Source organism: Streptomyces sp. YKOK-I1 (assembly GCF_054660435.1).
Genome location: NZ_BAAGDR010000001.1, coordinates 4,478,874 through 4,505,374 on the forward strand (window position 1 = coordinate 4,478,874; position 26,501 = coordinate 4,505,374).

Genomic DNA, 26,501 nt, shown 5'->3' on the forward strand with positions numbered 1-26,501 from the left:
GTGTCGACGGGGAGGGTTCGCACATGCGCAAGGGGGCGAAGGCGGCCATAGTCGGCTCGGTGTTCGTCGTGATGGTGGGCGGGGCCGGGTACGGGGCCTTCAACATCGTGAACGCGGTGAGCGGGGGCGGCGGAGGCGGCGGGCCCGCACCCGTGAGGACCGGGCCGCCCAGCGGCGGCGAGGTGAAGGACACCAGCACGAAGTTCTTCGCCGCGTGGGAGAAGGGCGAGGCGACGGCCGCGGCCGCGCTCACCAACAACGCCGAGAAGGCCGAGCCGCTGCTGACCGCGTACGGCGAGACCGCCCACATCGGCGGTGTGAAGATCACCCCGGGCGCCGCCACCGGGGACACCGTGCCGTTCAGCGTCAGGGCGACCGTGTCCTACGAGGGCGAGTCCAAGCCGCTCGCCTACCAGAGCGAGCTGACCGTGGTGCGCGGGGTCACCACCGGGAAGGCGCTGGTGGACTGGCAGCCCTCGGTCGTCCACCCGGAGCTGACGGACATGGACGACACCCTGGTCACCGGCGACGCCTCCGCCCCGCCGATCGAGGCCGTCGACCGCGGCGGCAAGGTGCTCACCAAGGAGAAGTACCCCTCGCTCGGCCCGATCCTCGACGAGTTGCGCGCCAAGTACGGCGACAAGGCCGGCGGCACCCCGGGCGTCGAGCTGGCGATCCGGCACGCCGCCCCGGACACCGCCGACACCCCGCTGCTGACCCTGGCGAAGGGCAAGGCGGGCAAGCTGCCCACCACGCTCAGCGCGAGCGTGCAGGCGGCGGCCGAGAAGGCGGTCACGAAGTACCCCGAGTCCTCGGTGGTGGCCCTCAAGCCGAGCACCGGCGAGGTGCTGGCGGTCGCCAACAACCGCACCGACGGCTGGAACGCCGCGTTCCTCGGCCAGGTCGCCCCCGGCTCCACCTGGAAGATCGTCAGCTCCGCCACCCTCATCGACAACGGGATCACCACGGCGAACGGGCCCGCACCCTGTCCCGCCGACGCCGTGTGGCAGAGCCAGACCTTCCACAACATCAAGAACATGCCCCCCGACGAGAACGCCACCCTCTCCGAGAGCTTCGCCCGCTCCTGCAACACCGCGTTCGTGAAGTTCGCCGACGAGGTGAAGGTCGACTCCCTCACCGCCGAGGCGAAGAACCGCTTCGGCATCGGCCTCGACTGGAAGACCGGCATCCCGTCCTTCGACGGCTCCGTCCCCGCCTCCGGCGGACCGGACACCGCGGCCAACCTGATCGGGCAGGGCCAGGTCCAGGTGAATCCGCTGAACCTGGCCTCGGTGACGGCGACCGCGATGACGGGCTCCTTCCGGCAGCCGGTGATCGTGCCGCAGAGCATCGACGGCCGCGAACTGGCACGCGCGCGTGGGCTGTCGGCGAGCACCGTGGCGCAACTGCGCGCCATGATGAACCGCACCGCGACCAGCGGCACCGCCGCCCAGGTGATGTCCGGCCTCGGCCCCGACTACGGCGCGAAGACCGGCTCCGCGGAGGTCGACGGCCAGGCCAGGTCCGACAGCTGGTTCACCGGCTACCGCGGCGACGTGGCCGCCGCGGCCCTCGTCCAGGACGGCGGCCACGGTGTGGACGCCTCCGGCCCGCTCGTCGCGCAGGTGCTGCGCGCCGGGTGACGTCCGGCCGAATCCGCTGGTTCAAGTCTGTAACAGGTGGGTGGTTGACGTCACACATGACGTCACCCCCACAGCGCGGGACTCTAGGGTGGTTGCCGTCGTTGGGGTGAGTGAGGGCAACGAGGGCACTGGGGCAAGGGGAGCCCCCTGGGGATCCGGAGGATCACAGGCTGTGGGCAAGAGAAGGCGCGTCGACGAGCGGCGCAGCAAGCGACGGCCCGCCGTCGTCGGCGGCATGGTCGCCGTCGTGGTCGGCGGGGCCGGGATCGGCGTCTACGCGCTCTACGGCGGCGCGGCGGCCGAGGCCGGTACGGCGGCCAGACTGAAGCCGGTCGTGAAGAGCGGCCCGCTGTCGCAGACCGAGGTGACCACCGCGGCCCGCACGTTCCTCACCGCCTGGCAGCAGGGCTCGGTCGCGAAGGCGGCGGCCGCCACCGACGACTCCACGGCCGCCGCCGCCCTGCTCACCGGCTACACCAAGGACGCCCACGTCTCGGACGTCACCCTCACCGCCGGCAAGCGCACGGGCGACAAGGTCGCCTTCTCCGTGAAGGGCACGGTGACGTACAAGAAGGTCACCAAGCCGCTCTCGTACGACAGCGCGCTGACCGTCGTACGCCGCGCGAAGGACGGCCGGGCGACCGTCGGCTGGCACGCGTCCGTCGTCCACCCGGACCTCTCCGACGGGGACACCCTGGTGACCGGCGAGGCGGGCAACCCCCCGGTCAAGGCGCTCGACCGGGACGGCGGCGAGATCACGGCGGCCCGGTACCCGTCCCTGGGCACCGTGCTGGACGGTCTGCGCGAGAAGTACGGCAAGAAGGCGGGCGGTACGGCGGGCGTCGAACTGCGGGTGGTGCGCGGCAAGGCGTCGAAGGCGAAGAAGGCCTCCGACAAGACCCTCCTGGAGCTCAGCAAGGGCACCCCGGGCACGGTGAGGACGACGCTGAGCCCGACCCTCCAGGCCGCCGCCGAGCAGCAGGTCGCGAAGACCGCGCGCGCGTCGGTCGTCGTCCTGCGTCCCTCCACCGGCGAGATCCTCGCGGTGGCGAACACCAACCACGGCTTCAACACCGCGTTCAACGGCTCCCTCGCGCCCGGCTCCACCTGGAAGGTCGCCGTGTCGTCGCTGCTCATCGAGAAGGGGCTGGCGTCGGCGGACAAGGTGCACCCCTGCCCGAAGACGTTCACCTACGGCGGCTGGAAGTTCCACAACGACGACGACTTCCAGATCAAGGGCGGCACCTTCAAGGCGAGTTTCGCGCGCTCCTGCAACACGGCCTTCATCAGCCAGGCGGGTGAGCTCGACAACGACACCATGACGCAGCAGGCGCAGCAGGTGTTCGGTCTGTCGATGAACAACTGGGCCATCGGCGTCCCGTCGTTCGACGGCTCGGTGCCGGTGCAGTCGGGGGCTCAGATGGCGGCCTCCCTGATCGGCCAGGGCGGGGTGCGGATGAACCCGCTGAACATGGCGTCGGTCTCGGCGACGGTGAAGTCGGGCACCTTCCACCAGCCGTACCTGGTCGCCCCGTCGGTCGACCACCGCACCCTCGCCACGGCCTCCCGCACGATGTCCGCGTCCACCCTGTCCCAGCTGCGCGAGCTGATGAAGTACACGGCGGACTACGGCACCGCCGCGGAGGCGATGTCGGGCCTCGGTGGCGACGACGGCGCGAAGACCGGCTCGGCGGAGGTCGACGGCCAGTCCAAGCCGAACGGCTGGTTCACGGCCTACAAGGGCGACCTGGCGGCCGCGGGAGTGGTCCAGGCCGGCGGTCATGGCGGGGACACGGCCGGCCCGATCGTGGCGGCGCTCCTGAAGACGGGCGGCTGACCGGCGCCCCCGGGCCGTGTCCGCCCTAGCGCCTCACCGGCTCCCCGGCCATATAGGTCCGCCGCAGAAACCGCAGCAGGGCCTGGGAATCGAACTGCACCACCGACACACCCTGCGAGGAGTGGAACTCGACCACCGCCTGCACCCGCCCCAGCGGCCACACCCGCACCTCCCCGGTCCCGGCCGGCGCGCGCAGCCCCTGCTCCAGCAGGGTCCGCTCGAACGTCCACTCGTGCCGGTCGGGCAGTCCCACCCGCACGGTCCGCGGATCGTCCTCGGGGTCGTAGCGCAGGACGACGGGAACGGCGTCGCGTTCCTCCTCGACCAGGTCGGCGTCCGTGACGATGTGGGCTCGCGCGTACTGCTCGACTACGGACATCGTCGGCCCTCTCACGCTGTGTGACGCAAGGGGAAGCTGGGTGTCGCCTCCCCCTCCAATGTCGCATATTTTCCGGAATGCGCTCCTCCGAGCAGGCGTATCTCACATGTGCGATACGCCGTACAACGCGCCCCGATTCACAAGCATCTCGCTCTTGCGAACAGTTCGCATTAAGCCTCTATCATCGACGGGTGCACGTACCCGACGGATTCATCAACGCCCCGACCTCCGCCGTGACCGGCGTCGTCGCCGCCGGCGCCATCGCCGTGAGCCTGCGCGGCGCGCGCCGTGAACTCGACGAGCGGACGGCCCCGCTGGCCGGCCTGGTCGCGGCGTTCATCTTCGCTGTGCAGATGCTGAACTTCCCCGTCGCGGCCGGCACCAGCGGTCATCTGCTGGGCGGCGCGCTGGCCGCGATCCTCGTGGGCCCCTACACCGGCGTCCTCTGTGTGTCCGTGGTGCTGCTCATGCAGGGCATCCTCTTCGCCGACGGCGGACTGACCGCGCTCGGCGTGAACATCACCGACATGGCGATCGTGACGACGGTCGTGGCGTACGCCGTCTTCCGCGGCCTGGTGAAGCTGCTGCCGCGCACCCGCCGCTCGGTCACGGTCGCCTCCTTCGCCGCCGCCCTGCTGTCCGTGCCCGCCGCGGCCGTGGTCTTCACGTTCCTGTACGGGATCGGCGGCACCACCGACGTGGCGATCGGCAAGGTCGCCACCGCGATGGTCGGCGTCCATGTCCTGATCGGCATCGGCGAGGCCACCATCACCGCGCTGACGGTCGGCGCCGTGATCGCCGTACGGCCGGATCTCGTGTACGGCGCGCGCGGGCTGCACCAGAGGCTCAAGCTGCGTGTGAACGGCGAGCTGGTCGACGCCCCCGCCGCGCACCCGGCGCCCGTCGCTGCGCGCACCTCGCGGCGCACGGTGTGGGTGACCGGTCTGGTCACCTCCCTGGTCCTCGCGGGCTTCGTCAGCTTCTACGCCTCCGCGAACCCCGACGGCCTGGAGAAGGTCGCCGCCGACCACGGCATCGACAAGAAGACCGAGGACCACGCGAGCGCGGACTCCCCGCTCGCCGACTACGGCGTCAAGGACGTCACGGACGCCCGGCTGTCCGGCGGTCTCGCGGGCGTGATCGGCGTGGGCGTGACCGTCGTCGCGGGCAGCGCGGTGTTCTGGGCGGTGCGCCGGCGCCGTACCGCGGACGTCTCCCCCGCCGTCGCAGAGAACGTCTGACGGCATGGGAGCGGGACACGCGCACCGGCTCTACCGGCACGGGCACTCGCCCGTGCACGGGCTGCCGCCGCACACCAAGCTCGCCGCCGTCTTCGCGTTCGTGGTCGTCGTCGTCTCGACGCCCCGGGAGGCGATGTGGGCGTTCGGCCTGTACGCCGTGCTGCTCGCGTCCGTCGCCCGGCACGCGCGCGTGCCCGCCGGTTTCCTGCTCAAACGTCTGCTGATCGAGGTGCCGTTCGTCGCGTTCGCGGTGCTGATGCCGTTCGTCGCGGAGGGCGAACGGGTGGACGTCCTCGGGCTGTCCCTGAGCGTGAACGGCCTCTGGGGCGCCTGGAACGTCCTCGCCAAGGGCACCCTCGGTGTCGCCGCCTCCGTGCTCCTGGCGGCCACCACGGAGCTGCGGGAGCTGCTTCTGGGCCTCCAGCGCCTGAAGCTGCCCCCGCTGCTGGTGCAGATCGCGTCCTTCATGATCCGTTACGGCGATGTCATCACCGACGAGATGCGGCGGATGCGGATCGCGCGCGAGTCGCGCGGCTTCGAGGCGAGGGGCGTACGGCACTGGGGCGTGCTCGCCAAGTCGGCGGGCGCGCTGTTCATCCGCTCCTACGAACGCGGCGAGCGGGTGCATCTGGCGATGGTCAGCCGGGGGTACGCCGGTTCGATGCCCGTGATCGACGAGGTGACCGCGTCCCGGGCGCAGTGGTCGTACGCCCTCGCCCTGCCGGTCGCCGCCCTGGTCGTCTGCGTGGTGGGATGGACGCTGTGACTGCTTCACCGACTGCTTCACCGACTGCTTCGCTGGAGGTCTCCGGCCTCGCCTTCGCCTACCCCGACGGCCATCAGGCGCTGTTCGGCGTGGATTTCAGCGTCCCGCGCGGGGAGCGCGTCGCGCTGCTCGGGCCGAACGGCGCCGGCAAGACGACGCTCGTCCTGCATCTCAACGGCATCCTGACCGGCGGGGCGGGCACGGTGACGGTCGCCGGACTTCCCGTCGGCAGACGGCACATGGCGGAGATCCGCCGCAAGGTCGGTCTGGTCTTCCAGGACCCGGACGACCAGCTGTTCATGCCGACGGTCCGCGAGGACGTGGCGTTCGGGCCGGCCGCGGCCGGACTGAAGGGCGCGGAGCTGGAGGAGCGCGTGGACCGCGCGCTCGCCCAGGTCGGCATGGCGGAGTTCAAGGACCGCCCGCCGCACCACCTGTCGTTCGGCCAGCGCCGCCGGGTCGCCGTCGCGACCGTCCTGGCGATGGAGCCGGAGATCCTCGTCCTGGACGAGCCGTCCTCCAACCTCGACCCCGCCTCGCGCCGTGAGCTCGCCGACATCCTGCGCTCGCTGGACGTGACCGTGCTGATGGTCACGCACGACCTGCCGTACGCCCTGGAGCTGTGCCCGCGGGCGCTGATCCTGAGCGAGGGCGTGATCGCCGCGGACGGCCGCACGGGCGAACTCCTCGCCGACGAGACCCTGATGAACGCGCATCGACTGGAGCTGCCCTTCGGGTTCGACCCGCGCTCCGTCACAATGGGTGCGTGACGAATGGGCACGTGACCGACGAGAACCGGACGGCCGGGCGTACGCCGCTGCTCGACGAGCAGTTGTGCTTCGCGCTGTACGCGGCCCAGCGCGCGGTGACCTCCGCCTACCGGCCCGTCCTGGACGAGCTGGGGCTCACCTACCCGCAGTACCTGGTGCTGCTGGCCCTCTGGGAGCGCGGCGAGACCACCGTCAAGGAGCTGGCGGCGGCCCTGCGGCTCGACTACGGCACCATGTCGCCGCTGCTGAAGCGGCTGGAGGCGGCGGGCCTGGTCCGCCGGGAGCGCTCCGAACGCGACGAGCGCACGGTCCTCGTCGCCTGCACCGGCCGCGGCGAGGAGCTGAAGGGCCGGGCGGCCCGGGTCCCCGGCGCCCTGATGACCGCGACCGGCCTGGAGCCGGCCGAGGTCGCCCGCCTCCGCGAGGAGCTCTGGGGTCTCGCGGAACGCGCCCATGGCGCGGCGGGCCGCGCGAGCTGAGGTTACCCGCGGTTACCACCCCCTGCTGCACACCCCGACCTACCGGCCGGTACCTTGTGCACGATGTAATTGGGGAATGTTTCAGGGGGAGGGGTCCCGCTGTGAGCGAAGGTGACGCCGTCGACACCGTCGACACCCGTCCGACGAAGATCATGTATGTCGCCGAGGCGACCGCGCACGGAGGGCGCGACGGGTATGTGACCAGCCAGGACGGCCAGATCGAGCTGAAGGTGGCGATGCCGCCGGAGCTGGGCGGCGACGGCAACGGCACCAACCCGGAACAGCTCTTCGCGGCCGGCTACAGCTCCTGCTTCCACAACGCGCTGATCCTCGTCGGCAACCGCGCGGGCTTCGACCTGACCGGCTCCACGGTCGCCGCGAAGGTCGGCATCGGGCCCAACAAGACCAAGGGCTACGGCCTCGCGGTCGCCCTCAGCGTCTCGCTGCCCGTCCTCGACCAGGGTCTCGCCGAGAAACTGGTCGACGCGGCCCACCAGGTCTGCCCGTACTCCAACGCCACCCGCGGCAACATCGATGTAACGATCATTCTCGGCTAGCGAGACGCAGGAATCGCAGGCCCGCCGCACCTGTTGACCGCGAGGTCGAAGGTGGGTCGAGCGGGTCGTGCGAGCCGGTCGAGCGGACGAGAAGGATGTGCGGCGTGGACGTGAACGGTGCGGTGGCCGAGGGATTCGAGCCGGTCCGGGAGGCGTTCGTCCGCAACTTCGCCACCCTCGGCGAGCGGGGCGCCGCCGTGGCCGTCTACCGCGACGGGCGCAAGGTCGTCGACCTGTGGGGCGGCACACGGGACGTGGACGGCACGGCCCCCTGGGAGCACGGCACCGCGCAGATCGCGCGCTCCGCGACCAAGGGCGTCGCCGCCGCCGTACTCCTGCTGCTGCACCAGCGCGGACAGCTGGACCTGGACGCGCCCGTCGGGACGTACTGGCCGCAGTACAAGGCGGCCGGCAAGGAACGCACACGGGTGCGGGAGCTGCTCGCGCACCGCGCGGGCGTGCCCGTCCTCGACCGGCCGCTCACGCCCGCCGAGGCCGCCGACCCCGATCTGGGCGCGGCCGCGGTCGCCGCGCAGGCGCCCGTCTGGGAGCCCGGGAGCGACCACGGGTACCACGCGCAGACGTACAGCTGGCTGACCGGCGAGCTGGTGCGGCGGGTCACCGGGCGGCCGATCGGCGCGTGGATCGCCGACGAGATCGCCGGACCGCTCGGGGCCGACCTGTGGCTGGGGCTGCCGCGGTCGCTCCACGCGCGCGTGGGGCGCGTCGGGCAGGTCGACGCGCCCGTGCCGGCCGGCGGACTGCGGACCCGGCCCAAGCGGTCCGTCGCCGACGCCTACGCCGACCCCGCCTCCCTCACCCGCCGCGCCTTCGCCGCGATCACCCCGCTGCCCGACGAGAACGACCCCGCCTACCGCGCGGCCGCCCTGCCCGCCTCCAACGGCATCGCCACCGCCGACGGCCTGGCCCGCTTCTACGCCTCGCTCATCGGCGAAGTCGAGGGCGGCGTGCGGCTGTTCGCCCCCGGGACGGCCACCCTCGCGCGCACCGAGCAGTCCGCAGGACCGGACCGGGTGCTGGTGGTCACCACCCGGTTCGGCCTCGGCTACATGCTGCACGGCGGGGCGTCCCCGCTGCTCTCCCCCACCTCCTTCGGCCACCCCGGCCGCGGCGGCGCGCTCGGCCTCGCGGACCCCGAGACGGGCATCGCCTTCGGCTATGTCACCAACGGCTTCCGCACGAGCGTGACGGCCGACCCGAGGGCACAGGCACTGCTGAGGGCGGTCCGGACGGCGATCACCACCACCTGACGGACCTCAGATGTTGATCGAGTGAGACGTCCGCCCCGACGCGTCGTCGATCTCCCCGTGGGCCTTCGTCAGCAGCTGCATGGCGAGTTCGTTGAGGGCACGGGCGCCCGCTATCTCCTCGCCGACCCGGGGCTGGTTGCTGTCGACCCGGTGGCGGCTGGCGTGCCCGTGGGACCGTACCTCGGTCCCGTCCGGCAGCCGGACCAGCGCGGCGGCGCTCGTGTGCTGGTCGTCCTCCTTGAACTCCAGCTCGACGTGCCATCCCACAGTGGTGTGCATCATGTCGGTCACCTCCGGAACTCCTGCTTCCAGGGTGCTCCTCAGGACGGACGCCCGCACCCACGCGGGCTCAGTCCGGCAGGACCGGCCCCCCGGGCACGTCGATGCCGAACTCCTCCGCGCAGATCCGCCGCGCCTCGGCCTCCCCGGTCAGCTCCCGCTCGACGACCCGTCCGTCGGCGCCGGTGCGCACGAGCCGGACGCCGTCCAGGAGGAGGTGGCCGCCGTCCGGGGCGAGACGCAGGACGCGCGGCCGTCTGCGGAACGGGGAGCGCGGGTGGGTGGCGACGTACCAGTTGGCGACCTCGAAGTCCGGCCGCGCGAAGGGCGCGAGGGTGAAGACGTACTGCGCCTGCCAGACGTCCGCCGTACGGAACTCCAGCGACCACGGCTCCAGCGGTCCGTCGGAGGGGACCCGGACGAGCCGGTGGCGGCGTCCGGCGCCGGAGTGCTCGCCCGGGGCCAGCGGGAGCGGCTCCAGCGGCGCGCCGGGGGCGCCGAAGCCGACGTCCGCGAGACGGGGCCGCGGGTCACCGGGCGCCTCCACGAGCAGCGCCATGTGGGTCATCGGCCGGTCCTCGGCACGCGCCGCGCCCAGCACCACCCGCGCCGCGAGCCGGGTCACCCGGAAGCCGAGGGCCGTCAGCACCTCCGCGAACAGCGTGTTCTGCTCGAAGCAGTAGCCCCCGCGCCGCCCCCGCACCAGTTTGGCCATCAGATCGGCGGGGGCCAGGGACGGCACGACACCGCGTACGGGGTCCAGGTTCTCGAAGGGGAACGCACGCACGTGCGCGTGGTGCAAGGCGCGCAGCGTGCCCGCGTCGGCGCCGCGGCCACCGCGATGACCGATGCGCTCGCAGTAGGCGTCGAGGTCTTCACGGCTCAGGGAAGGCGTGGTGTCCATGGCGGTCAACCGGCGTGCAGCATCAGGCCGATGCCCACGACCAGCAGGCAGGCGGCGGCGATGCGCGGGGCGCCGAACGTCTCCTTGAAGAAGAGGGCGCCGATGGCGGCGCCGACGATGATGGACGACTCGCGCAGGGCGGCGACCGGGGCCAGTTCGGCGCGGGTCTGGGCCCACAGGACCAGGGCGTAGGCGGCGACGGACAGGGCGGAGCCGAGGAGGCCGAGGGCGGCGAAGGGGCGTAGCACGGTGAGGGTGCGGCCCCGCCGGCGGTAGGCGGCGTACGCCGGCAGGAAGCCGCCCTGAACGGCCATCAGCCAGGCGATGTAGCCGAGGGAGGAGCCGGCGGCGCGCACCCCCAGGCCGTCCACGACCGTGTACGCGGCGATGGTCAGCCCGGTCGCGAGGGCGGCACCGATCGCCGCCCGGTTCGGCCGCCGTCCGCGCAGGCCCCACAGGGCCACCCCCGTCAGCCCCGCACACGACAGCGCGATACCGGCGGCCGCCCAGCCGCCCGGCACCTCGTGCGCGAAGACGGCGGCGAGGACGGTGACGACGAGCGGCGCGGAACCGCGCGCGAGGGGATAGGCCTGCCCGAAGTCACCGAGCCGGAAGGACCGCATCAGCAGCGCGTAGTACGCGATGTGGATCGCGGCGGAGACGAGCAGGTACGGCCAGGCCGCCGCGGCCGGAAACGCCGTGAACGGGGTCAGCGCGAGCCCGATGAGCAGTCCGCCGCCGGAGATGAGCGCGAAGCCGGTGAGCTTGTCGGTGATCCGGTGGGCGATCGCGTTCCACGCGGCGTGGGTGACGGCGGCGAGCGATACGGCCGTGGCGACCAGCGGCGTCACGCGGTGCGCTCGCGCACGTCCACGACGGTCGCGGCGGCGTGCTCGACGAGCTCCTTCGGCTCCAGGGCGAAGACGGTGTGCGGGTTGCCCGCCGCGGCCCATACGACGTCGTGCGCGAGCAGGCTCCGGTCGGCGAGGACGCGCGTGCGGGTGACGTGCCCGAAGGGCGGCACGCCCCCGATCGCGTAGCCGGTCGTCTCCCGTACGACGCCGGCGTCGGCCCGCGTCACCTTCCCGGCGCCGAGTTCCTGCCGCACCAGCTCCACGTCGACCCGTGACGCCCCGTCCATCAGCACCAGCACCGGCACCCCGTCCGCCGCGAAGACCAGCGATTTGCAGATCTGGCTCAGCTCGCACCCGATCGCGGCGGCCGCCTCGGCGGCGGTCCGCGTGGCCTCCGGGAAGCGGCGGATCGGAACGCCGTCCAGTCCGAGGGAACGAAGGGCGTCGGCGAAACGGGGATGAGCACCGGTGGTGGTCGTCATGCGCGGCACGCTAGCGATGAACGCGTCGAGCACGCGACCAGGTTTGCCGCCACGGTCACCGAAACCAGGTCCCACGTTGTCACAGGCATGCCATACGCTGCTGCTCAGCCTCGTTCACGTGCCCGCACGCGGTCACGAGGGGGGACGCAGGCACACGACTCGCCCGGGCCGTCCCGGGCTTCATTCTGGGGGGCACATCACTGTGCGCAGGCGCAGCATCTCCGCCGCGACGACGCTCGCGGTCGTTTTCAGCTCCGCGGTGATCGCCGCGGGTTCGGCCGGGGTGGCCGCGGCCGACTCCGCCAAGGTCCTTCCGGTGCGGTCCTTCGGCGACCTGGTCGTGGACGGCGCCCACCAGCGGGTCTACGTCACCGACCCGACCGGCGGCAAGATCGTCGTCACCGACTACGCGGGAACCGTGAAGGCAACCCTGACCGGGCTGTCCGGCGTGAGCGGGCTCGCGCTGTCCGCCGATTCCGGGCAGGTGTACGCGGCCGTCAAGAACGGCAACCGGATCGTCTCGGTGGAGACGGCGACGTACACCCAGACCGCGAGCTACCCGGTGGGCGCGGCTCCGGAGGACCTGGAGGTGGTGGACGGCCGGATCTGGTTCGCGCACGGCACCAACTTCGGTTCGCTCGACGTCTCCGGCGCCGAGCCCGTCGTCCACCTCGCCCAGCGCGGGGCCGTCGACTTCTCCGGCGCCTTCGGGATGTTCCTGGCCTCCGACCCGGCCGTCCCGGGTGTCCTGGTGGCCGGCAACGGCGGCAGGCTCGCCGTCTACGACGTCTCGGCCGACGGGGCGACGCTGCGGGTCGAGGGCGACATGGACACCGCCGTGAAGCAGGTGGACCTCACGCCCGACGGCAGCAGGGTCCTCACCTCGTGGGGCTCACCCGACTTCGGCTACGGTATCGGCGCCTATGCGACCACCGACCTCTCCGAGCTGGCGGGTTACGCCATCGACGCGTACCCCAACGCCGTACAGGTCGCGCCCGACGGCAGCGTCGCCGGCGGCAGCTTCTCGTGGTACGAGCCCGACGTCCACATCATCCGGCCGGGCGAGACGACGCCGGTACGGGAGTACGACTTCCCCCACACCGGCAACAGCAGCGGCGCCGACACCCTCGTGGACGGCGCGCTGGCCTGGGCGCCGGACGGCAGCCGGGTGTTCGCGGTCTCCGTGAACGACGGCGGCACCTTCACCCTGCGCGCGCTCACCGACCCCACCAAGGAGCTGCCGACGCTCACGGTGTCGGCCCCCGCCACGGCCACCCGCGCCAGGAAGCTCACCGTCACCGGGAAGCTGACCTCGAAGACGGCGATCCCGGCGGGCACCAGCCTCAAGGTGACCCGTACGGACATCGAGTCGCCGAGCGGCAAGGCGCTGGCGGCCGTGACGACGAAGGCCGACGGCACGTTCTCCTTCACGGACACCCCGCCCGCCGGCGGCAAGGTCGCCTACAAAGTGCTCTACGCGGGCGACGCCGTCCACGCGGCCGCCTCCGGCTCGGACGCGGTACAGGTCTCGCGCAACGCGACCACGCTCACCCTCACCAACAACGGCAAGCTGTACGCGTACGGCAAGGACGTCACCTTCACCGCGCATCTCGGCTCGACCTACAAGAACCGCGCCGTCGAGATCTACGCGGACCCCTTCGGTTCGGACAAGCCGAAGAAGCTGCTCAAGAAGGGCACGGTCAACTCGAAGGGCAACCTGTCGGCCGTCGTCGACATGACCCGCGACACGACCGTCACCGCCGTCTTCGCGGGGGACGCGCGCTCCGCGAACAAGACCGCGAAGTCGACCGCGTACGCCCACGCGAAGGTCTCGACCGCCGTCTCCAGGCACTACAGGACGGGGAAGATCGGCTCGACGACGTACTACTACTTCCACAAGAACACCGACCCGGTGTTCACCACGACCATGAACTACTACCAGGGCCGCAAGCAGCGGTTCCAGCTTCAGGTGTACTACCAGGGTTCGTGGTACGACTCCGGATCCGAGTACTTCGCGCTGGCCACCAACGGCAAGTCGGCGGTCACCCTGGAGGCGCCGGGCGAGTCCGGCATCCGCGCCCGGATGCGCTCCTCCTACATCAACGGCTCGTCCGGGGACAGCGTCAACTCGACGACGCACGGGGCCTGGAAGTACTTCGTCTTCACCAGCTAGTCACGGAGCACGCGAGGAACTCCGCCCCGCCTCGTACTCAGCCGTCGAAGCGGCGGCGGGAGTCCTCGCAGGTTCTGGGTGAGCATCTTTTGACATCCTCCCCCTCTAAAAGAGGGGGATTCCCACCCAGGTGGGTTGAGGTTCACGGGCGTTCGAGCGGCTGGTGGCCACTGTCACCCCTCCGGCACCGGCTGTTCGCCGGGGGCGGGGGATCCCGCCCTGTCCTGCCGCGACGTTGGCTGCCGCATTGGTGTCCGCGTTGCAGGTGAAGCCGCAGGAGGAGCAGCAGAACTCGGCTTGGTTCTTGCGCGAGTTCTTGTCGATCCATCCGCAGGCACTGCACCGCAGAGATGTGTAGGGGGCGGGAACGTCCTCGACCCGGCCGGGGGCCTTGTGCTCGGTGCGCCGGCGCAGCAGTCCCCAGCCCTGGGCGAGGATCGACCGGTTCAGGCCGGACTTCTGCGCCACGTTCATGCCGGGCTGCTCCACGGTTCCCTTCGCGGAGCGGGTCATGTTCTTGATGTTCAGCTTCTCGAACCGGATCAGGTCGAACCCGCGGGCGAACATGGTGGAGGTCTTCTCGCACCAGTCCTTGCGCCGGTTCGCCTCCCGCGCCTTCAGCTTGGCGGCCTTCGCGTACCCCGCCGCCTTCTGGGGGCTGCCCTTCCGCGCCCGGGCCGCCCGCCGCTCATGCTTGCGGATCTGGGCGCGTTCCCTGACGGTGAGCTGCGGGCAGTTCAGCTTCCGGCCGTCGGAGAGGGCAGCGGTGATGGTCACGCCCCGGTCGATGCCGATCACCTCGCCGGTGCCGGGCGCCGGGGTCGGATCGGGGACTACCGCGAACGCGATGTGCCACTGACGGTTACGGAAGGTAACCCGGAACGTCTTCGCGTCGGGCAGCTTCGCGCCCCTGCCCCTGGCACTAAGGCGGAAACGCACCCAGCCGCAGCTGGGCACCCTGACCTGCGCCCACCGCCGGTTGAGCCTCTGCACGACTACCGACCGGCCCATGACCTGCTTGCCGGTCTTCGCGTTCAGCTTCGGCGCCCCGTCCGCCTCGCATTCGGGCACGCGGTCGCTGCCGATGACCCGGAAACCCTCATGCCGGAACTTTCTGCGCCAGGTCGGCTCACCGAACCCGGACGTGAACCTGGCGCTCTTGGCCTGGGCGAAATCCTTCAGGGCCTGCTGCTGCACATTCACGTTTCCGGCGCCCAGCCATTCACTTTCGCGCCGCGCCTGCGTGAGCCGGCGGCATTGTTCCGCGAGACGGGGCGCGGACCTGCGGCCGGGCCGCCAGTGCGCGTGCTGCTCCACCGCCAGGTTCCACACGTACCTCGCGTGCGCACAGTCCAGCAGCATCTGCCGCTCCTGCACGGGCGTCGGGTACAGCCGGAAACGTGACATGCCACGAAATTAGCCATCCCGTTCCTCTCCCGCCCACACCTTCGACCACCATCACCCGTGAGAGTGACCGACACGCCAGAAATCGAGAAGACGGCGCGCCCGCCCCCGGCAGAAGGGGTCGGACGCGCCGCGGATGAGGGTGTGTCAGTGGCGGTCGCCACGGTCGCCGCGGTGGTCACGGCGGTCGTCGCCGTGGTGGCGGTAGTCGCCGCGGTGGTCACGGCGGTCGTCGCCGTGGTGGCGGCCCCAGCCGTGGTGGCGGCGGCCGCCCCAGGACTCGTCGTCGACGAAGCGGTCGCGGTCGTTGCGCAGGGTGACCGTGTCGCTGCGGTCGTCCAGCACCTCGCGGCGGCGGTCCTGGAAGAGGTCGGTGCGGGTGTCGCGGCCCTCACCGGTGTGAACCCGGACGGTGGCGCGGGGGGCCAGGCGGTAGTTGTCGAAGGTGTAGGTGTCGCCGTCCCGGTTCGACAGCGTCCACCCGTCCAGGTTGACCGCGTGGCGGGTGGTGTTGGTGAGCTCGACCCACTCCTTGTTGAGGGAGCGGTTGGAGCGGTCGTCGCGACCCGGTGCGTCGTACTGGACGGCGCTGATCTCCACCTTCGGCCGCTCGGCACGGGGGTAGCCGGCGGCGGACGCCGGGAGCGCCACGGCGCCGACCACGGCGGCGGCGGCGAGCGTGGCGGCAGCCAGACTGCGGGCGGAAACAACGGAAGCGGACACAAGGTCTCCTAGTTTGTGCGAGTTACGACCGCATCGGCCGCAGAACCCACACTTGACCATCACACGTCCCGCAAGCATCCGATTGACGCCTCACGTTACGAATCATCCATATTTCAGTGACAGTAACCTTCTATGTCCATCTATGTACTGAACGCTCTGAGCCGTTGTCAGATCTACCCTCCGGGCGGTCGCGCTGATCCGCCGTCACCCGAAAGTGGGTCACAACGGACGAGGCGAACAAAAAGCCGGTGAGGGCGCCCCGTCCCCACGGAACCCTCACCGGCGGTCTTCACACGAGCGGTCGGATCACGCTCGTACGAGCTCCCTGTCCTCGTCGGGGTCGGCGTCCCTGACGTCGGCGGGGGTGCGCAGTCCCTCGCCCTCGACGTCCACGTTGGGCAGGGCGCGGTCCAGCCACTTCGGCAGCCACCAGGCCTTCTTGCCGAGCAGGGCCAGCACCGCGGGCACGATCGCCATGCGGACGACGAACGCGTCGAAGAAGACGGCGACCGCGAGGCCGAAGCCGATCATCTTGATCATCGACTCGCCGGAGCCGATGAAGCCGGCGAACACGGCCATCATGATGACCGCGGCGGCGGCGACCACCCGGGCGCTGTACCTGAACCCGGTCACCACGGCCTGGCCGGGGCTCTCGCCGTGGACGTACGCCTCGCGCATCCGGGTCACGAGGAACACCTCGTAGTCCATGGCCAGGCCGAAGACCACGCCGACCATGAAGATCGGCATCATCGACATGATCGGGCCGGTCTCCTCGACGCCGATCAGGCCCGCCAGCCAGCCCCACTGGAACACCGCGACGACGGCGCCGAGCGCGGCCAGCACGCTGAGCAGGAAGCCGAGGGCGGCCTTCAGCGGGACCAGGATCGAGCGGAAGACCACGATCAGCAGGAGGAAGGCCAGGCCCACCACCAGGGCGAGATACGGGATCAGCGCGTCCGTGAGTTTCTGCGAGAAGTCGATGTTCATGGCCGTGGTGCCGGTGACGAGCACCTTGGCGTCGGTGTCGGCGGTCACGCCGGTGCCGGCCTCGCGGATGGCGTGCACCAGGTCCTCGGTGTCGGTCGAGGACGGCTTGGAGTCCGGGATCACCGTGATCATCGCGGTGTCGCCGGCCTTGTTGAAGGTGGCGGGGGTGACGGTGACGACGTCCTTGAGGCCCTTGACCTCGTCGCCCACCGCGGTGGCCGCGGCCTGGGGGTCGGCGCTGCCCTTGGCGTCCACGACGACCATGAGCGGGCCGTTGAAACCGGGGCCGAAGCCTTCGGAGAGCAGGTCGTAGGCGCGGCGCTGGGTGGTGGACGTCGGCTGCGAGCCGTCGTCGGGCAGGCCCAGTTCCAGCTGGGTGGCGGGCAGGGCGATCGCGCCGAGGCCCACCACGCCGAGCAGCAGGACGGCGAGGGGACGGCGGACGACGAAGCTGGCCCAGCGGGCGCCCATGTTGGGCTTCGCGGCACCTGCCGCGGCCCCGGCCGTGTCCTCGGCGGTACGGCGGCCGAACCGCTTGCCCTTCTCGCCGGCCGGCTTGACCTTGCGGCCCGCGTAGCCGAGCAGCGCCGGGATCATGGTGAGGGCGATGAGGACGGCGACGACGACCGTGCCGGCCGCCGCGAGCCCCATCTTGGTCAGCATCGGGACGCCGACGACGGAGAGGCCGGCGAGGGCGATGACGACGGTGAGACCGGCGAAGACGACGGCCGAGCCGGCGGTGCCGGTGGCGCGGCCGACCGCCTCCTCGCGGCTGCGGCCCTCGGCGAGTTCGGCGCGGTAGCGGGAGACGATGAACAGCGCGTAGTCGATGCCGACGGCGAGGCCGATCATCAGGGCGAGGGTGGAGGTGGTGTCGCCGAGGTCCAGCGCGCTGGCGAGCGCGGTGATGGTGGAGACGCCGATGCCGACGCCGATGATCGCGGTCAGCAGGGGCAGTCCGGCGGCGACGAGCGAGCCCAGGGTGACGACGAGGACGACCGCGGCGAGGGCCAGGCCGATGATCTCACCGGTGGCGGCCTGATCGGGTTCGGCCTGGAGGGCGTCACCGCCCATCTCGACGGTCAGCCCGGCGTCCCTGGCCTCGTCCACGGCGGTCTCCAGGGCCTCCTTGGAGGAGTCCTCCAGCTCGACGGAGGAGACCTCGTACTTCACGGAGGCGTACGCGACCGTGCCGTCCTTGCTGACGGCGTTCGTCGTGTAGGGGTCGGTGACGGAGACGACCTCGGAGCCGTCGCCCAGCTCCTTGACGGTCTTCTCGACGGTCGCCCTCTGGGCGGCGTCGGTCATCTTCTGTCCGTCGGGCGCCTTGAAGACGACCCGCGCGGTGGCGCCGTCGGCGCTGGAGCCGGGGAAGCGCTGTTCCAGCAGGTCGAAGGCCTTCTGGGCCTCGACGCCGGGGATCGAGAAGGAGGAGGACCCCGCGGCGGGCGCGGAGGCGGCACCGACGCCGGCGAGCGTCAGCAGGGCGATCCAGAGCAGGGCGACGAAGTGCCGCCGCCGGAACGAGAACCGCCCGAGTCGGTAGAGAAACGTGGCCACGGAGGCGTACTCCCGGTCAGGTCGTGTGGGATTTCAGGGCAGGGGTGATCAACCCGCGAGGGGGAGGCAGGGGTGATCGGCCCGACGACGTGAGCGGTGACGTCAGGTGGGGCTGTGGGGAAGGGTCAGCGGATGGGTGCGCCGAGGGCGGGGAGGACCACGGCGTCGATGTACGAGGTGAGGTAGGCCCGGGTGGGCGGTCGGTCGTCGATCAGCGCCCGGGTGGCGAAGGCCCCGACCATCATGGGGATCAGGAACTCCAGCGCCGGGCAGTCCGCACGGATCTCGCCCCGGTCGACGGCCCGTTGCAGGACGCGCCGGAACGCGGCCATCTCGGGTTCGACCAACTGGCTGCGGAACACCTCGCGCAGATGCCCGTCGTTGTGGATCGCCATGGCCACCCCCCGCATCAGCGCGGAGTTGCGCTCCATGGCGCAGTCGTCCTCACGCTCCATCAGCGTGTGCAGGTCGCCGTGGAGCGAGCCGGTGTCGACCTCGTCGGCCGGTCCCGGCTTGTCGTGCTTGATGGCCTTCACCACCAGCTCGGCCTTGCCGCCCCACTGGCGGTAGAGCGTGGCCTTGCTGGAACGGGTGCGGGCGGCCACGGCGTCCATCGTCAGGGCGTCGTAGCCGACCTCACGGAGCAGGTCGAGCACGGCGCCGTACAGCTCGGCCTCGCGCTCGGGTGTGATCCGACTGCGACGCGCGGTTGCTGTCTCGGTCATCCCGCTCACCTTCCGGCTCCGTCACCCAGTGGTCTCGTACGTCCATCGCGTACGCCTCTCGCGTACATCCATGAAGATACCCTGAGAGTCAACGAAACGAAACCGTTTCGTACGTGTGCTGACTCACGTCCGTGAAGAGCAGATAAGGGCGGACCGGAGACGCCGAGAAGTTGCCCGGCCCGTTTCGCCGGAAAAGCATGAAGAGGTGAGCTATCTGCGCCTGCCCCATCTCAGCGGTGACCTCCTGTGCTTCGTGGCCGAGGACGACCTCTGGCTGACCCGGCTGGACAGTCCGGACCGTGCCTGGCGGCTCACCGTCGACCGCACGAAGGCCGGACACCCCCGCTTCTCCCCCGACGGCCGCCACATCGCGTACACGAGCTGGCGAAGTCTCGTCCCCGAGATCCACCTGGTACCGGTGGACGGCGGACCGGGACGCCGGCTGACCTACTGGGGCAGCCCCGACACCCAGGTGTGCGGCTGGACCCCGGAGGGCGACATCCTCGCCGTCGCCTCCCACGGCGAACCCTTCTCCTACTTCACCTGGGCCTACAAGGTCCCCACCGACGGCTCCCCCGGCAGCAAACTGCCCTGGGGCCCGGTCTCCGACATCCAGGTCGCCGACCTCGACGACGAACGCAGGACCCTGCTGCTCACCGGCACTCCCCCGCACGAACCCGCCGGCTGGAAGCGCTACCGGGGCGGCGCCATGGGCCGCCTGTGGCTGCACGGACAGCGCCTCCTGGAGGACCTCGACGGCCACCTCCACTCCCCCCTCTTCGCCGGCGGCCGGATCGCCTTCCTCTCCGACCACGAGGGCGTCGGCAACCTCTACTCCTGCGCCCACGACGGCTCCGACCTGCGCCGGCACACCGACCACGACGCCTTCTACGCCCGCCACGCCGCCACCGACGGCACACGCGTGGTGTACCAGTGCGCCGGCGACCTGTGGCTCGTCGACGACCTGGCCACCGGCTCCGCACCGCGCCGGATCGACGTACGGACGGGCGGACCGCGGTCCGGCCGGCGCCGCTACCAGATCCCGGCCGCCCAGCACGTGGACGGCCTCTCGGTCGACGAGACCGGCCGGGCGAGCGCCGTCGTCGTCCGCGGCAGCCTGTACTGGCTCACCCACCGCGACGGACCCGCCCGTACGATCACCGACACCCCCGGCGTACGGGTACGGCTCCCCGAGATGCTCGGCTCGGGCGGACAGGTCGCGTACGTCACCGACGCCGAGGGCGAGGACGCCGTCGAGATCGCCTACCTCCCGCGCGCCAGCGGCGACCGCGAGCCCTGCCGGCTGGCCTCCGGCGAGCTGGGCCGGGTCCTGGAGATGGTCGCCGACCCGGACGGCGAGCGGCTCGCCATCGCCTCGCACGACGGACGGCTGCTCCTCGTCGACGCGACCGAGGATTCCGGGGGCGCCTCGCGGACGGAGTCCGGGGGAGGCGAGGTCACCGAGCTGATCACCTCCGTCAACGGGCCCGTCCGCGACCTCGCCTTCTCCCCCGACGGGACCTGGCTGACCTGGTCGCACCCCGGGATCGGCCGATCCCTGCGGCAGATCAAGATGGCCCGGATCCCGGGCGTGGGGCAGGGCGAGCGGCTGATCGTCGACGTGACCAACGGCCGCTTCGAGGACGAGAACCCCGTGTTCACCCGGGACGGCCGCTACCTCGCCTTCCTCTCCTGGCGCGGCTTCGACCCGGTGTACGACGTCCACACCGGCGACCTCTCCTTCCCGCTCGGCTGCCGCCCGTACCTCGTGCCCCTGTCCTCCGCGACCCCGTCCCCGTTCGCGCTGACCCCGGAGGGCCGGCCCGCCGCCGGGGGACTCGACCCGGTGGAGGAGGACGAGGGCGGCGGCGACGGGACCGTGACCGTCGAGGTCGAGGGCCTGGAGAGCCGGGTCACCCCGTTCCCCGTCCCCGCTTCCAAGTACTCCTCGCTGCACCCGGTCGCGGGCGGCGGACTGGTCTGGCTGCGCTGGCCCATCTCGGGCGCGCTCGGCGAGACCTTCGCCAACCCGGACGACATGAGCGGGCGGCCCACCCTGGAGTACTTCACCATCAGCAAGGCCAAGAAGTCCGAACTCGTCGGCCACCTCGACTGGTTCGCGCTCAGCGGCGACGGCTCCCGGCTCGTCGTGGTCGACGAGGGCGATCTGCGGGCCGTACCGTCGAGCGAGTCCGGAGACCTCGACAGCACCGTCTGGATCGACCTGCGCCGCATCATGCACGAGGTGGACCCCGGCGCCGAATGGCGGCAGGCGTACGAGGAGGCGGGCCGGCTCATCCGCGCCTACTTCTGGGACCCGGGGATGTGCGGCATCGACTGGGACGCGGTGCTCGACCAGTACCGCCCGCTCGTCGAACGGGTCGCCTCCCCCGACGAGTTCGCCGACCTGCTGCGCGAGGTCCTCGGCGAACTGGGCACCTCGCACGCCTACGTCACCCCCGCCCGCCGCAACGAGGGACCGCCCCACTACCAGCGCCGGCAGGGCCTGCTGGGCGCCAACCTCGTCCGGCGCGACGGCGGCTGGACCGTCAAGCGCATCCTGGCCGGCGACTCCTCCGACTCCAAGGCACGCTCACCGCTCGCGGGCACCGGCATCCGCGAGGGCGCGGTGCTCACCCATGTCGACGGCCGCCCCGTGGACCCGCTGCACGGCCCGTATCCCCTGCTGGCGGGGGCGGGCGGTACGACTGTGGAACTCACGTTCACCCCTGCCGAGGGCACCGCGGGGCGCGCACGGCGCGTGGCCGTGGTCCCCCTCGTCGACGAGCGCCCCCTGCGCTACCAGGACTGGGTCGCCAAACGGCGCGAGGTGGTGCGGGAGCTGAGCGGCGGCCGGTGCGGCTACCTCCACATCCCCGACATGGGCGGCTCCGGCTGGGCCCAGTTCAACCGCGACCTGCGCATGGAGGTCTCCCGGCCGGCGCTCATCGTGGACGTGCGCGGCAACGCGGGCGGCCACATCAGCGAACTGGTCGTGGAGAAGCTGACCCGCACGATCCTCGGCTGGGACCTCACCCGCAACGCCCAGCCGGTGTCATACGCCTCGAACGCCCCCCGCGGCCCGGTCGTCGCCCTCGCCGACGAGGCGACCTCCTCGGACGGCGACATGATCACCGCCGCGTTCAAGCTGCTGAAGCTGGGGCCCGTGGTGGGGCAGCGCACCTGGGGCGGGGTCGTCGGCATGACCGGCCGCCACCAGCTCGGCGACGGCACCGTCATCACCGTCCCCATGAACGCGGCCTGGTTCGACGCCTACGGCTGGAGCATCGAGAACCGCGGCGTCCTCCCCGACCTGGAGATCCTCCGCACCCCCCTGGACTGGGCGGAGGGCCGCTACGCCCAGCTCGACGACGCGGTCCGCCTCGCCGTCGACCTCCTCGACACCAACCCCCCGGCATCCCCACCCGACTACAGCACCGCACCGAACCGCTCCCGCCCGAAACTCCCACCACGCACATGAGCTGCGAGGGACAGGCAGACCGCTACTGAAGGGGACACGGACCCTGTCTTTGAGGGACGCGGGCAGTTGAAGGGAGCGCGGACCCCGTCTGTCTTTAAGGGGCGCGGGGAACTGCGCGACCAGCCCCCACCAACCCGCACCCGACCACGAACCCCAAACACCCCAAAACGCAGGGTGCCCTCCCCGAAAAGGAAGGGCACCCCACGTTCACGGCCAAAGCCGAGCGCAGCGACTACGCGTCGTAGTCCCGGTCGAGCCGGTCCTCTTCCTCGCGCCGCATCCGCTCCGTCTCCGGGTCCGTCTCACGGCGGCGGCCACGCTGCTGGACCTGCTCCTTGGCCTGCTGGGCCTTCTGCTTGGCCTGCTGCTGCCACTGCTGGGACTGGTCCTGCATCTTGTCCTTCATACCCATGTGGGTTCACTCCTGTAGGGAGATGAGGGGAGGGTCGAAGCCCCGTGGTGGGGCCTCGACCAGATTCACACGGGCGGACACGCACCGCATTTCGATCAACTACGGTGCGTAGCACGGGCCGCCTCGTCGGCCTCGCCGCCCGCTCCCACCAGCCCCGTCCGCATCCCCTGCAGCCTGGGCGCGAACCGCTTCATCTCCCGCTGCCCGACCGTCCCGATGATCCCGGGGAGGTAGCCGCGTACGCCCTGCATCCCGCGCAGCCACCACTGCCCGTACACATGGGACGACCGCCGCTCTATGCCGGCGACGATCCGGTCCACCGCCGGCCCGAGCGGGTACGTCTTGTTCGACGGCCACGGCAGCCGCTGCCGCAACTCCCGCATGACCTCCTCCTGATCGGCGCCGCGCACCATGTCGGTGTCGGTCCAGGACAGATAGCCCACGCCGACCCGCACCCCCCGGTGACCGACCTCGGCACGCAGGCTGTGCGCGTACGCCTCCACCCCGGACTTGGACGCGCAGTACGCGCTCATCATCGGCGCGGGCGTGATCGCGGCGAGGGAGGCGATCTGGAGCAGATAGCCGCGGCTCTCCATCAGCACCGGGAGGAAGGCGCGGGCGGTGACCGCCGAGCCGATGAGGTTGACCTCGATGACCCGGCGCCAGGCCTCCGGGTCGGAGTCGACGAACGGACCGCCGGACGCCACACCGGCGTTGGCGACCACGACGTCCACCTTGCCGAAGCGTTCCTTCACCTCCGCCGCGACCCGGGTCATCGCCTCGTGGTCGGTGACGTCGGCGTACCAGTGCCCGCTGTCGCCGTGCAGCCGCTCCGAGACCTGCTTCAGCGCGTCCGGCTCCAGCCCCACCAGCGCGAGTTTCGCCCCGCGCGCGGAGAGCTTGCGGGCGAGCAGCTCACCGACCCCCCGCGCCGCACCGGTGACGACGACGACCTGTCCCCCGAGACCGACCCTGCTCATGCGCCCTCCTTCAACTGCGTGTACGTGACGACGAGTTCCCGGATCCTGCCGGTGACCAGCCCGGGCGCCTCGACCGGCGTCATATGGCCGAGTCCGGGCAGCTCGGTCACCCCCAGGGAGTGCGGCAGCGCCGCCGCGATCCGGTGGGCGTGCACCGGCGGAGTCAGCCGGTCCGCGGTGCCGACCACGACGGCCGTCGGCACCCGCAGTTCCCCTACGGCGTGGTCCAGATCGAGCGCGCTCAGCACCCGCGACCAGGCGTGCCGCACCTTCCGCGGGCAGGCGTGCACGATCCGCGCGCAGGTCTCCACCAGGTGCGGGGCCGAAGCGGCGCCCATCGTGGCGTACTTGAGGACCGCCTTCGCCACCGGTGTGACCGGTCCGAGAGGCGCCCGCGAGCCGAGGACCCGCCCGGTCAGCCAGGTCCGCAGCCGGCCCGGACGCAGCGGTACGACGGTGGACTCGGCGACCAGCCGCGAGGCGCCGGTGCTGCACAGCAGGACGGCGGCGGCGTGCTCCCGCACCCGGGGGCGCGAGGCGGCGGCCAGCACGGTCATGGCGCCCATCGAGTGCCCGGCGATCACCGCCCGCTCGCCGGGCGCGAGGGTCGCGGCGAGCACCGCCTCCAGGTCGTCGGCGAGCGCGTCCGTGCTGCACACCGGCGACGGCGGGGTGCGTCCGTGGCCGCGCTGGTCGTAGGCGATGACCCGGTGGTCGGCGGCGAGGTCGTCGATCTGGGCCGACCAGAAGGCGGTGGAGCAGGTCCAGCCGTGGGCGAGGACCACCGGGGGCGCGTCCTTCGGCCCGTGCACCTCGACGTGCAGCCGGGTGCCGTCGGCGGAGACGGCGGTGAGTTCGCGGACGGGGTTCGCGCTCATGCTCGTACTCATGCGGTGACCTCGCTCTTCCCGGCGGCGTCCGGGTCCGACGCGCCCGGGGCCTGCGCCACCGGGTCCTCCGCCACCGGGTCCTGCACCGTCGGTTCCTGCCCCGCCGGTTCCTGCCCCGCCGGGGCGGGCGCCCGCAGCAGCTCGTACTCGGCGAGATCCACCCGCCGGGTCGCGCGCCGGAACTCGCTCGTCGTGCCCGGCCAGACGGTGGTGTTGCGGCCGTTCGCGTCGAGGTACCAGCTGGTGCAGCCGCCGGTGTTCCACACGGTCCTCTTCATACGCTCCTGCACGCGCGCGTTCCAGGCGTCGACCGCGCCGGGCCGGGCGTCCAGGGCGGCACGCCCGCCGAGGACGTTCAGCTGCCGCAGATAGTCGGCCATGTAGTTCAGCTGGGACTCGATCATCAGGATCATCGAGGAGTTCCCGAGGCCGGTGTTCGGACCGATGATCGACATCCAGTTGGGGAAGCCCGCGGCGGACGCGCCGCGCAGGGCGGCCATCCCGTCCTTCCAGCTCTCCGCGAGGGTCTGCCCGCCGGCGCCCACCACCCGCTCGGCGATCGGCATGTCGGTGACATGGAACCCCGTACCGAAGACGATCACATCGGCCTCGGCCTCGGTGCCGTCGGCCGCCACCAGCGTGGAGCCGCGGATCTCGCTCAGCCCGCTCGCGACGACGTCGACGTTCGGCTGCGCGAGGGCCGGATAGTAGGTGCTCGACAGCAGGATCCGCTTGCAGCCGATGCGGTAGTCGGGGGTGAGCCTGGCGCGCAGGTCCCGGTCCTTGATGGAGCGGGCCAGGTTGATCTTGGCGAGCCGCTCGACGAACCCGAGTTCGTTCGGGTGCTTGGTGAACGCCTGGACCTGGAGCTCACGGATGCCCCACAGCAGCCCGCGCCGCAGCTGCGTGGTGAACGGCAGGGCCCGGTGCAGGGCGCGTTCGGCCCCGCTGACGGCCCGGTCGACACGGGGCATCACCCACGGCGGGGTGCGCTGGAACAGGGTCAGCCGCGAGACGCTCGGCTGGAGGGCCGGCACGATCTGGATCGCGGAGGCGCCCGTGCCGATCATCGCGACCCGCTTGCCGGTGAGGTCCTGGCCGTGGTCCCAGCGGGCGGAGTGGAAGACCTTGCCGGGGAAGGTGTCGAGGCCGGGGACATCGGGGACCCTGGGGTCGGACAGCGGCCCGGTCGCGGAGACGACGACGTCGGCGGCGTACCGTCCGCCGCTCGTCTCGATGTCCCAGCGCAGTTCCTGCGCGTCCCAGGTCATCCGCCGGACCTCGCAGCCGAACCGCAGATGCGGCCGCAGCCCGAACGTGTCCGTGACGTGCTCCAGGTAGGCGCGGATGTGCTCCTGCCCGGAGAACGTGCGCGGCCAGTCGGGGTTGGGCGCGAAGGAGAAGGAGTAGAGGTGGGAGGGCACGTCACAGGCGCACCCCGGGTAACTGTTGTCCCGCCAGGTGCCGCCGACGCTGTCGGCGCGCTCCAGCACGACGAAGTCGGTGATCCCCTCGCGGCGCAGCCGCACCGCGGCCCCCAGCCCGCCGAACCCGGACCCGATCACCGCCACCCGCACGTGTTCGGTCATGCCGACTCCTCCTGCCGTATGACGTCACGACTCCTCGCGGCGCCACGACTCCTCGCGACCGCGCCAGTGAACACTGGCGCAATCGGACTGTAGAGCAGCTCCGTACTCAGCGGTA

At 71.5% G+C, this 26,501-nt stretch carries 23 protein-coding genes; 10 read left to right on the plus strand and 13 right to left on the minus strand.

The window, feature by feature from the left end:
* The first annotated feature begins 23 nt into the window (after positions 1–23).
* Both ACYQ8Q_RS19495 and ACYQ8Q_RS19500 read left to right on the plus strand, forming a co-directional pair.
* The gene (locus ACYQ8Q_RS19495) at positions 24–1,643 is read left to right on the plus strand and encodes a penicillin-binding transpeptidase domain-containing protein (protein WP_460066539.1); all 1,620 of its coding nucleotides are present in this window, start codon (positions 24–26) and stop codon (positions 1,641–1,643) included.
* 172 nt (positions 1,644–1,815) lie between these two features.
* A complete protein-coding gene (locus ACYQ8Q_RS19500; RefSeq protein WP_460066540.1) occupies positions 1,816–3,480 on the plus strand; it encodes a penicillin-binding transpeptidase domain-containing protein in 1,665 nt (554 codons plus the stop codon).
* A 25-nt stretch (positions 3,481–3,505) separates the two neighbouring features.
* Here the strand turns inward: ACYQ8Q_RS19500 and ACYQ8Q_RS19505 are convergent, their stop codons facing one another.
* Complete coding sequence (locus ACYQ8Q_RS19505) at positions 3,506–3,859, minus strand: SsgA family sporulation/cell division regulator (protein ID WP_460066541.1); 354 nt, start codon at positions 3,857–3,859, stop codon at positions 3,506–3,508.
* Positions 3,860–4,050: 191 nt separating this feature from the next.
* On the opposite strand from ACYQ8Q_RS19505, the gene ACYQ8Q_RS19510 reads away from it, so the two are divergent.
* The 6 genes from ACYQ8Q_RS19510 (at position 4,051) to ACYQ8Q_RS19535 (ending at position 8,943) form a co-directional block, all read left to right on the plus strand.
* Positions 4,051–5,100, plus strand: coding sequence for an energy-coupling factor ABC transporter permease (locus ACYQ8Q_RS19510; RefSeq protein ID WP_460066542.1), 1,050 nt, complete (start codon positions 4,051–4,053; stop codon positions 5,098–5,100).
* Positions 5,101–5,104: 4 nt separating this feature from the next.
* The gene (gene cbiQ, locus ACYQ8Q_RS19515; RefSeq protein ID WP_460066544.1) at positions 5,105–5,866 is read left to right on the plus strand and encodes a cobalt ECF transporter T component CbiQ; all 762 of its coding nucleotides are present in this window, start codon (positions 5,105–5,107) and stop codon (positions 5,864–5,866) included.
* Positions 5,854–6,636, plus strand: coding sequence for an energy-coupling factor ABC transporter ATP-binding protein (locus ACYQ8Q_RS19520; protein ID WP_460066545.1), 783 nt, complete (start codon positions 5,854–5,856; stop codon positions 6,634–6,636). The genes cbiQ and ACYQ8Q_RS19520 overlap by 13 nt, the downstream gene beginning before the upstream one ends.
* The gene (locus ACYQ8Q_RS19525) at positions 6,633–7,115 is read left to right on the plus strand and encodes a MarR family winged helix-turn-helix transcriptional regulator (protein ID WP_460066546.1); all 483 of its coding nucleotides are present in this window, start codon (positions 6,633–6,635) and stop codon (positions 7,113–7,115) included. The genes ACYQ8Q_RS19520 and ACYQ8Q_RS19525 overlap by 4 nt, the downstream gene beginning before the upstream one ends.
* 152 nt (positions 7,116–7,267) lie before the next feature.
* Positions 7,268–7,672, plus strand: coding sequence for an organic hydroperoxide resistance protein (locus ACYQ8Q_RS19530; protein ID WP_445268975.1), 405 nt, complete (start codon positions 7,268–7,270; stop codon positions 7,670–7,672).
* A gap of 104 nt (positions 7,673–7,776) precedes the next feature.
* On the plus strand, positions 7,777–8,943 hold the full coding sequence (locus ACYQ8Q_RS19535; RefSeq protein WP_460066548.1) for a serine hydrolase domain-containing protein: 1,167 nt from the start codon (positions 7,777–7,779) through the stop codon (positions 8,941–8,943).
* A gap of 6 nt (positions 8,944–8,949) precedes the next feature.
* On the opposite strand, the gene ACYQ8Q_RS19540 is transcribed toward ACYQ8Q_RS19535, so the two are convergent.
* The 4 genes from ACYQ8Q_RS19540 to ACYQ8Q_RS19555 all read right to left on the minus strand — a co-directional run bounded on the left by ACYQ8Q_RS19540 (position 8,950) and on the right by ACYQ8Q_RS19555 (position 11,462).
* Positions 8,950–9,225, minus strand: coding sequence for a DUF1876 domain-containing protein (locus tag ACYQ8Q_RS19540; protein ID WP_460066550.1), 276 nt, complete (start codon positions 9,223–9,225; stop codon positions 8,950–8,952).
* A gap of 67 nt (positions 9,226–9,292) precedes the next feature.
* Positions 9,293–10,126 carry an arylamine N-acetyltransferase family protein gene (locus tag ACYQ8Q_RS19545; RefSeq protein ID WP_460066551.1) on the minus strand — a complete coding sequence of 278 codons (834 nt, stop codon included), beginning with the start codon at positions 10,124–10,126 and terminating at the stop codon, positions 9,293–9,295.
* A 5-nt stretch (positions 10,127–10,131) separates the two neighbouring features.
* A complete protein-coding gene (locus ACYQ8Q_RS19550; RefSeq protein WP_460066552.1) occupies positions 10,132–10,977 on the minus strand; it encodes an EamA family transporter in 846 nt (281 codons plus the stop codon).
* The gene (locus ACYQ8Q_RS19555; protein ID WP_460066553.1) at positions 10,974–11,462 is read right to left on the minus strand and encodes a YbaK/EbsC family protein; all 489 of its coding nucleotides are present in this window, start codon (positions 11,460–11,462) and stop codon (positions 10,974–10,976) included. The genes ACYQ8Q_RS19550 and ACYQ8Q_RS19555 overlap by 4 nt, the downstream gene beginning before the upstream one ends.
* A 202-nt stretch (positions 11,463–11,664) precedes the next feature.
* On the opposite strand from ACYQ8Q_RS19555, the gene ACYQ8Q_RS19560 reads away from it, so the two are divergent.
* A complete protein-coding gene (locus ACYQ8Q_RS19560; RefSeq protein ID WP_460066554.1) occupies positions 11,665–13,635 on the plus strand; it encodes an Ig-like domain repeat protein in 1,971 nt (656 codons plus the stop codon).
* Positions 13,636–13,740: 105 nt separating this feature from the next.
* Here the strand turns inward: ACYQ8Q_RS19560 and ACYQ8Q_RS19565 are convergent, their stop codons facing one another.
* The 4 genes from ACYQ8Q_RS19565 to ACYQ8Q_RS19580 all read right to left on the minus strand — a co-directional run bounded on the left by ACYQ8Q_RS19565 (position 13,741) and on the right by ACYQ8Q_RS19580 (position 19,034).
* Positions 13,741–15,042 carry an RNA-guided endonuclease InsQ/TnpB family protein gene (locus tag ACYQ8Q_RS19565; RefSeq protein ID WP_460066555.1) on the minus strand — a complete coding sequence of 434 codons (1,302 nt, stop codon included), beginning with the start codon at positions 15,040–15,042 and terminating at the stop codon, positions 13,741–13,743.
* A 144-nt stretch (positions 15,043–15,186) separates the two neighbouring features.
* On the minus strand, positions 15,187–15,762 hold the full coding sequence (locus tag ACYQ8Q_RS19570; protein ID WP_460066556.1) for a lamin tail domain-containing protein: 576 nt from the start codon (positions 15,760–15,762) through the stop codon (positions 15,187–15,189).
* Between the two features lie 306 nt (positions 15,763–16,068).
* Positions 16,069–18,309: an MMPL family transporter gene (locus ACYQ8Q_RS19575; RefSeq protein WP_460066557.1), complete on the minus strand. Its 2,241-nt coding sequence runs from the start codon at positions 18,307–18,309 to the stop codon at positions 16,069–16,071.
* Positions 18,310–18,434: 125 nt separating this feature from the next.
* Positions 18,435–19,034 carry a TetR/AcrR family transcriptional regulator gene (locus tag ACYQ8Q_RS19580; RefSeq protein ID WP_460066559.1) on the minus strand — a complete coding sequence of 200 codons (600 nt, stop codon included), beginning with the start codon at positions 19,032–19,034 and terminating at the stop codon, positions 18,435–18,437.
* A 205-nt stretch (positions 19,035–19,239) separates the two neighbouring features.
* On the opposite strand from ACYQ8Q_RS19580, the gene ACYQ8Q_RS19585 reads away from it, so the two are divergent.
* Complete coding sequence (locus tag ACYQ8Q_RS19585) at positions 19,240–22,515, plus strand: S41 family peptidase (RefSeq protein ID WP_460066561.1); 3,276 nt, start codon at positions 19,240–19,242, stop codon at positions 22,513–22,515.
* Positions 22,516–22,747: 232 nt separating this feature from the next.
* Here the strand turns inward: ACYQ8Q_RS19585 and ACYQ8Q_RS19590 are convergent, their stop codons facing one another.
* The 4 genes from ACYQ8Q_RS19590 to ACYQ8Q_RS19605 form a co-directional block, all read right to left on the minus strand.
* On the minus strand, positions 22,748–22,927 hold the full coding sequence (locus ACYQ8Q_RS19590) for a hypothetical protein (protein ID WP_460066563.1): 180 nt from the start codon (positions 22,925–22,927) through the stop codon (positions 22,748–22,750).
* Between the two features lie 95 nt (positions 22,928–23,022).
* Positions 23,023–23,907, minus strand: a complete 885-nt coding sequence (locus ACYQ8Q_RS19595; protein WP_460066564.1) for an SDR family oxidoreductase — start codon at positions 23,905–23,907, stop codon at positions 23,023–23,025.
* Positions 23,904–24,785, minus strand: a complete 882-nt coding sequence (locus tag ACYQ8Q_RS19600; protein WP_460066565.1) for an alpha/beta fold hydrolase — start codon at positions 24,783–24,785, stop codon at positions 23,904–23,906. The genes ACYQ8Q_RS19595 and ACYQ8Q_RS19600 overlap by 4 nt, the downstream gene beginning before the upstream one ends.
* An 8-nt stretch (positions 24,786–24,793) precedes the next feature.
* Positions 24,794–26,386, minus strand: a complete 1,593-nt coding sequence (locus ACYQ8Q_RS19605) for a flavin-containing monooxygenase (protein WP_460066566.1) — start codon at positions 26,384–26,386, stop codon at positions 24,794–24,796.
* Positions 26,387–26,501: the final 115 nt, after the last annotated feature.

Excerpts from the sequence above, each read along its gene's own strand:
- ACYQ8Q_RS19495 (WP_460066539.1), top strand. The coding sequence starts at position 24 with ATGCGCAAGGGGGCGAAGGCGGCCATAGTCGGCTCGGTGTTCGTCGTG.
- ACYQ8Q_RS19505 (WP_460066541.1), bottom strand. The coding sequence starts at position 3,859 with ATGTCCGTAGTCGAGCAGTACGCGCGAGCCCACATCGTCACGGACGCC.
- cbiQ (WP_460066544.1), top strand. The coding sequence starts at position 5,105 with ATGGGAGCGGGACACGCGCACCGGCTCTACCGGCACGGGCACTCGCCC.
- ACYQ8Q_RS19520 (WP_460066545.1), top strand. The coding sequence starts at position 5,854 with ATGGACGCTGTGACTGCTTCACCGACTGCTTCACCGACTGCTTCGCTG.
- ACYQ8Q_RS19530 (WP_445268975.1), top strand. The coding sequence starts at position 7,268 with ATGTATGTCGCCGAGGCGACCGCGCACGGAGGGCGCGACGGGTATGTG.
- ACYQ8Q_RS19540 (WP_460066550.1), bottom strand. The coding sequence starts at position 9,225 with ATGATGCACACCACTGTGGGATGGCACGTCGAGCTGGAGTTCAAGGAG.
- ACYQ8Q_RS19545 (WP_460066551.1), bottom strand. The coding sequence starts at position 10,126 with ATGGACACCACGCCTTCCCTGAGCCGTGAAGACCTCGACGCCTACTGC.
- ACYQ8Q_RS19555 (WP_460066553.1), bottom strand. The coding sequence starts at position 11,462 with ATGACGACCACCACCGGTGCTCATCCCCGTTTCGCCGACGCCCTTCGT.
- ACYQ8Q_RS19565 (WP_460066555.1), bottom strand. The coding sequence starts at position 15,042 with ATGTCACGTTTCCGGCTGTACCCGACGCCCGTGCAGGAGCGGCAGATG.
- ACYQ8Q_RS19580 (WP_460066559.1), bottom strand. The coding sequence starts at position 19,034 with ATGACCGAGACAGCAACCGCGCGTCGCAGTCGGATCACACCCGAGCGC.
- ACYQ8Q_RS19590 (WP_460066563.1), bottom strand. The coding sequence starts at position 22,927 with ATGGGTATGAAGGACAAGATGCAGGACCAGTCCCAGCAGTGGCAGCAG.
- ACYQ8Q_RS19595 (WP_460066564.1), bottom strand. The coding sequence starts at position 23,907 with ATGAGCAGGGTCGGTCTCGGGGGACAGGTCGTCGTCGTCACCGGTGCG.
- ACYQ8Q_RS19600 (WP_460066565.1), bottom strand. The coding sequence starts at position 24,785 with ATGAGCGCGAACCCCGTCCGCGAACTCACCGCCGTCTCCGCCGACGGC.
- ACYQ8Q_RS19605 (WP_460066566.1), bottom strand. The coding sequence starts at position 26,386 with ATGACCGAACACGTGCGGGTGGCGGTGATCGGGTCCGGGTTCGGCGGG.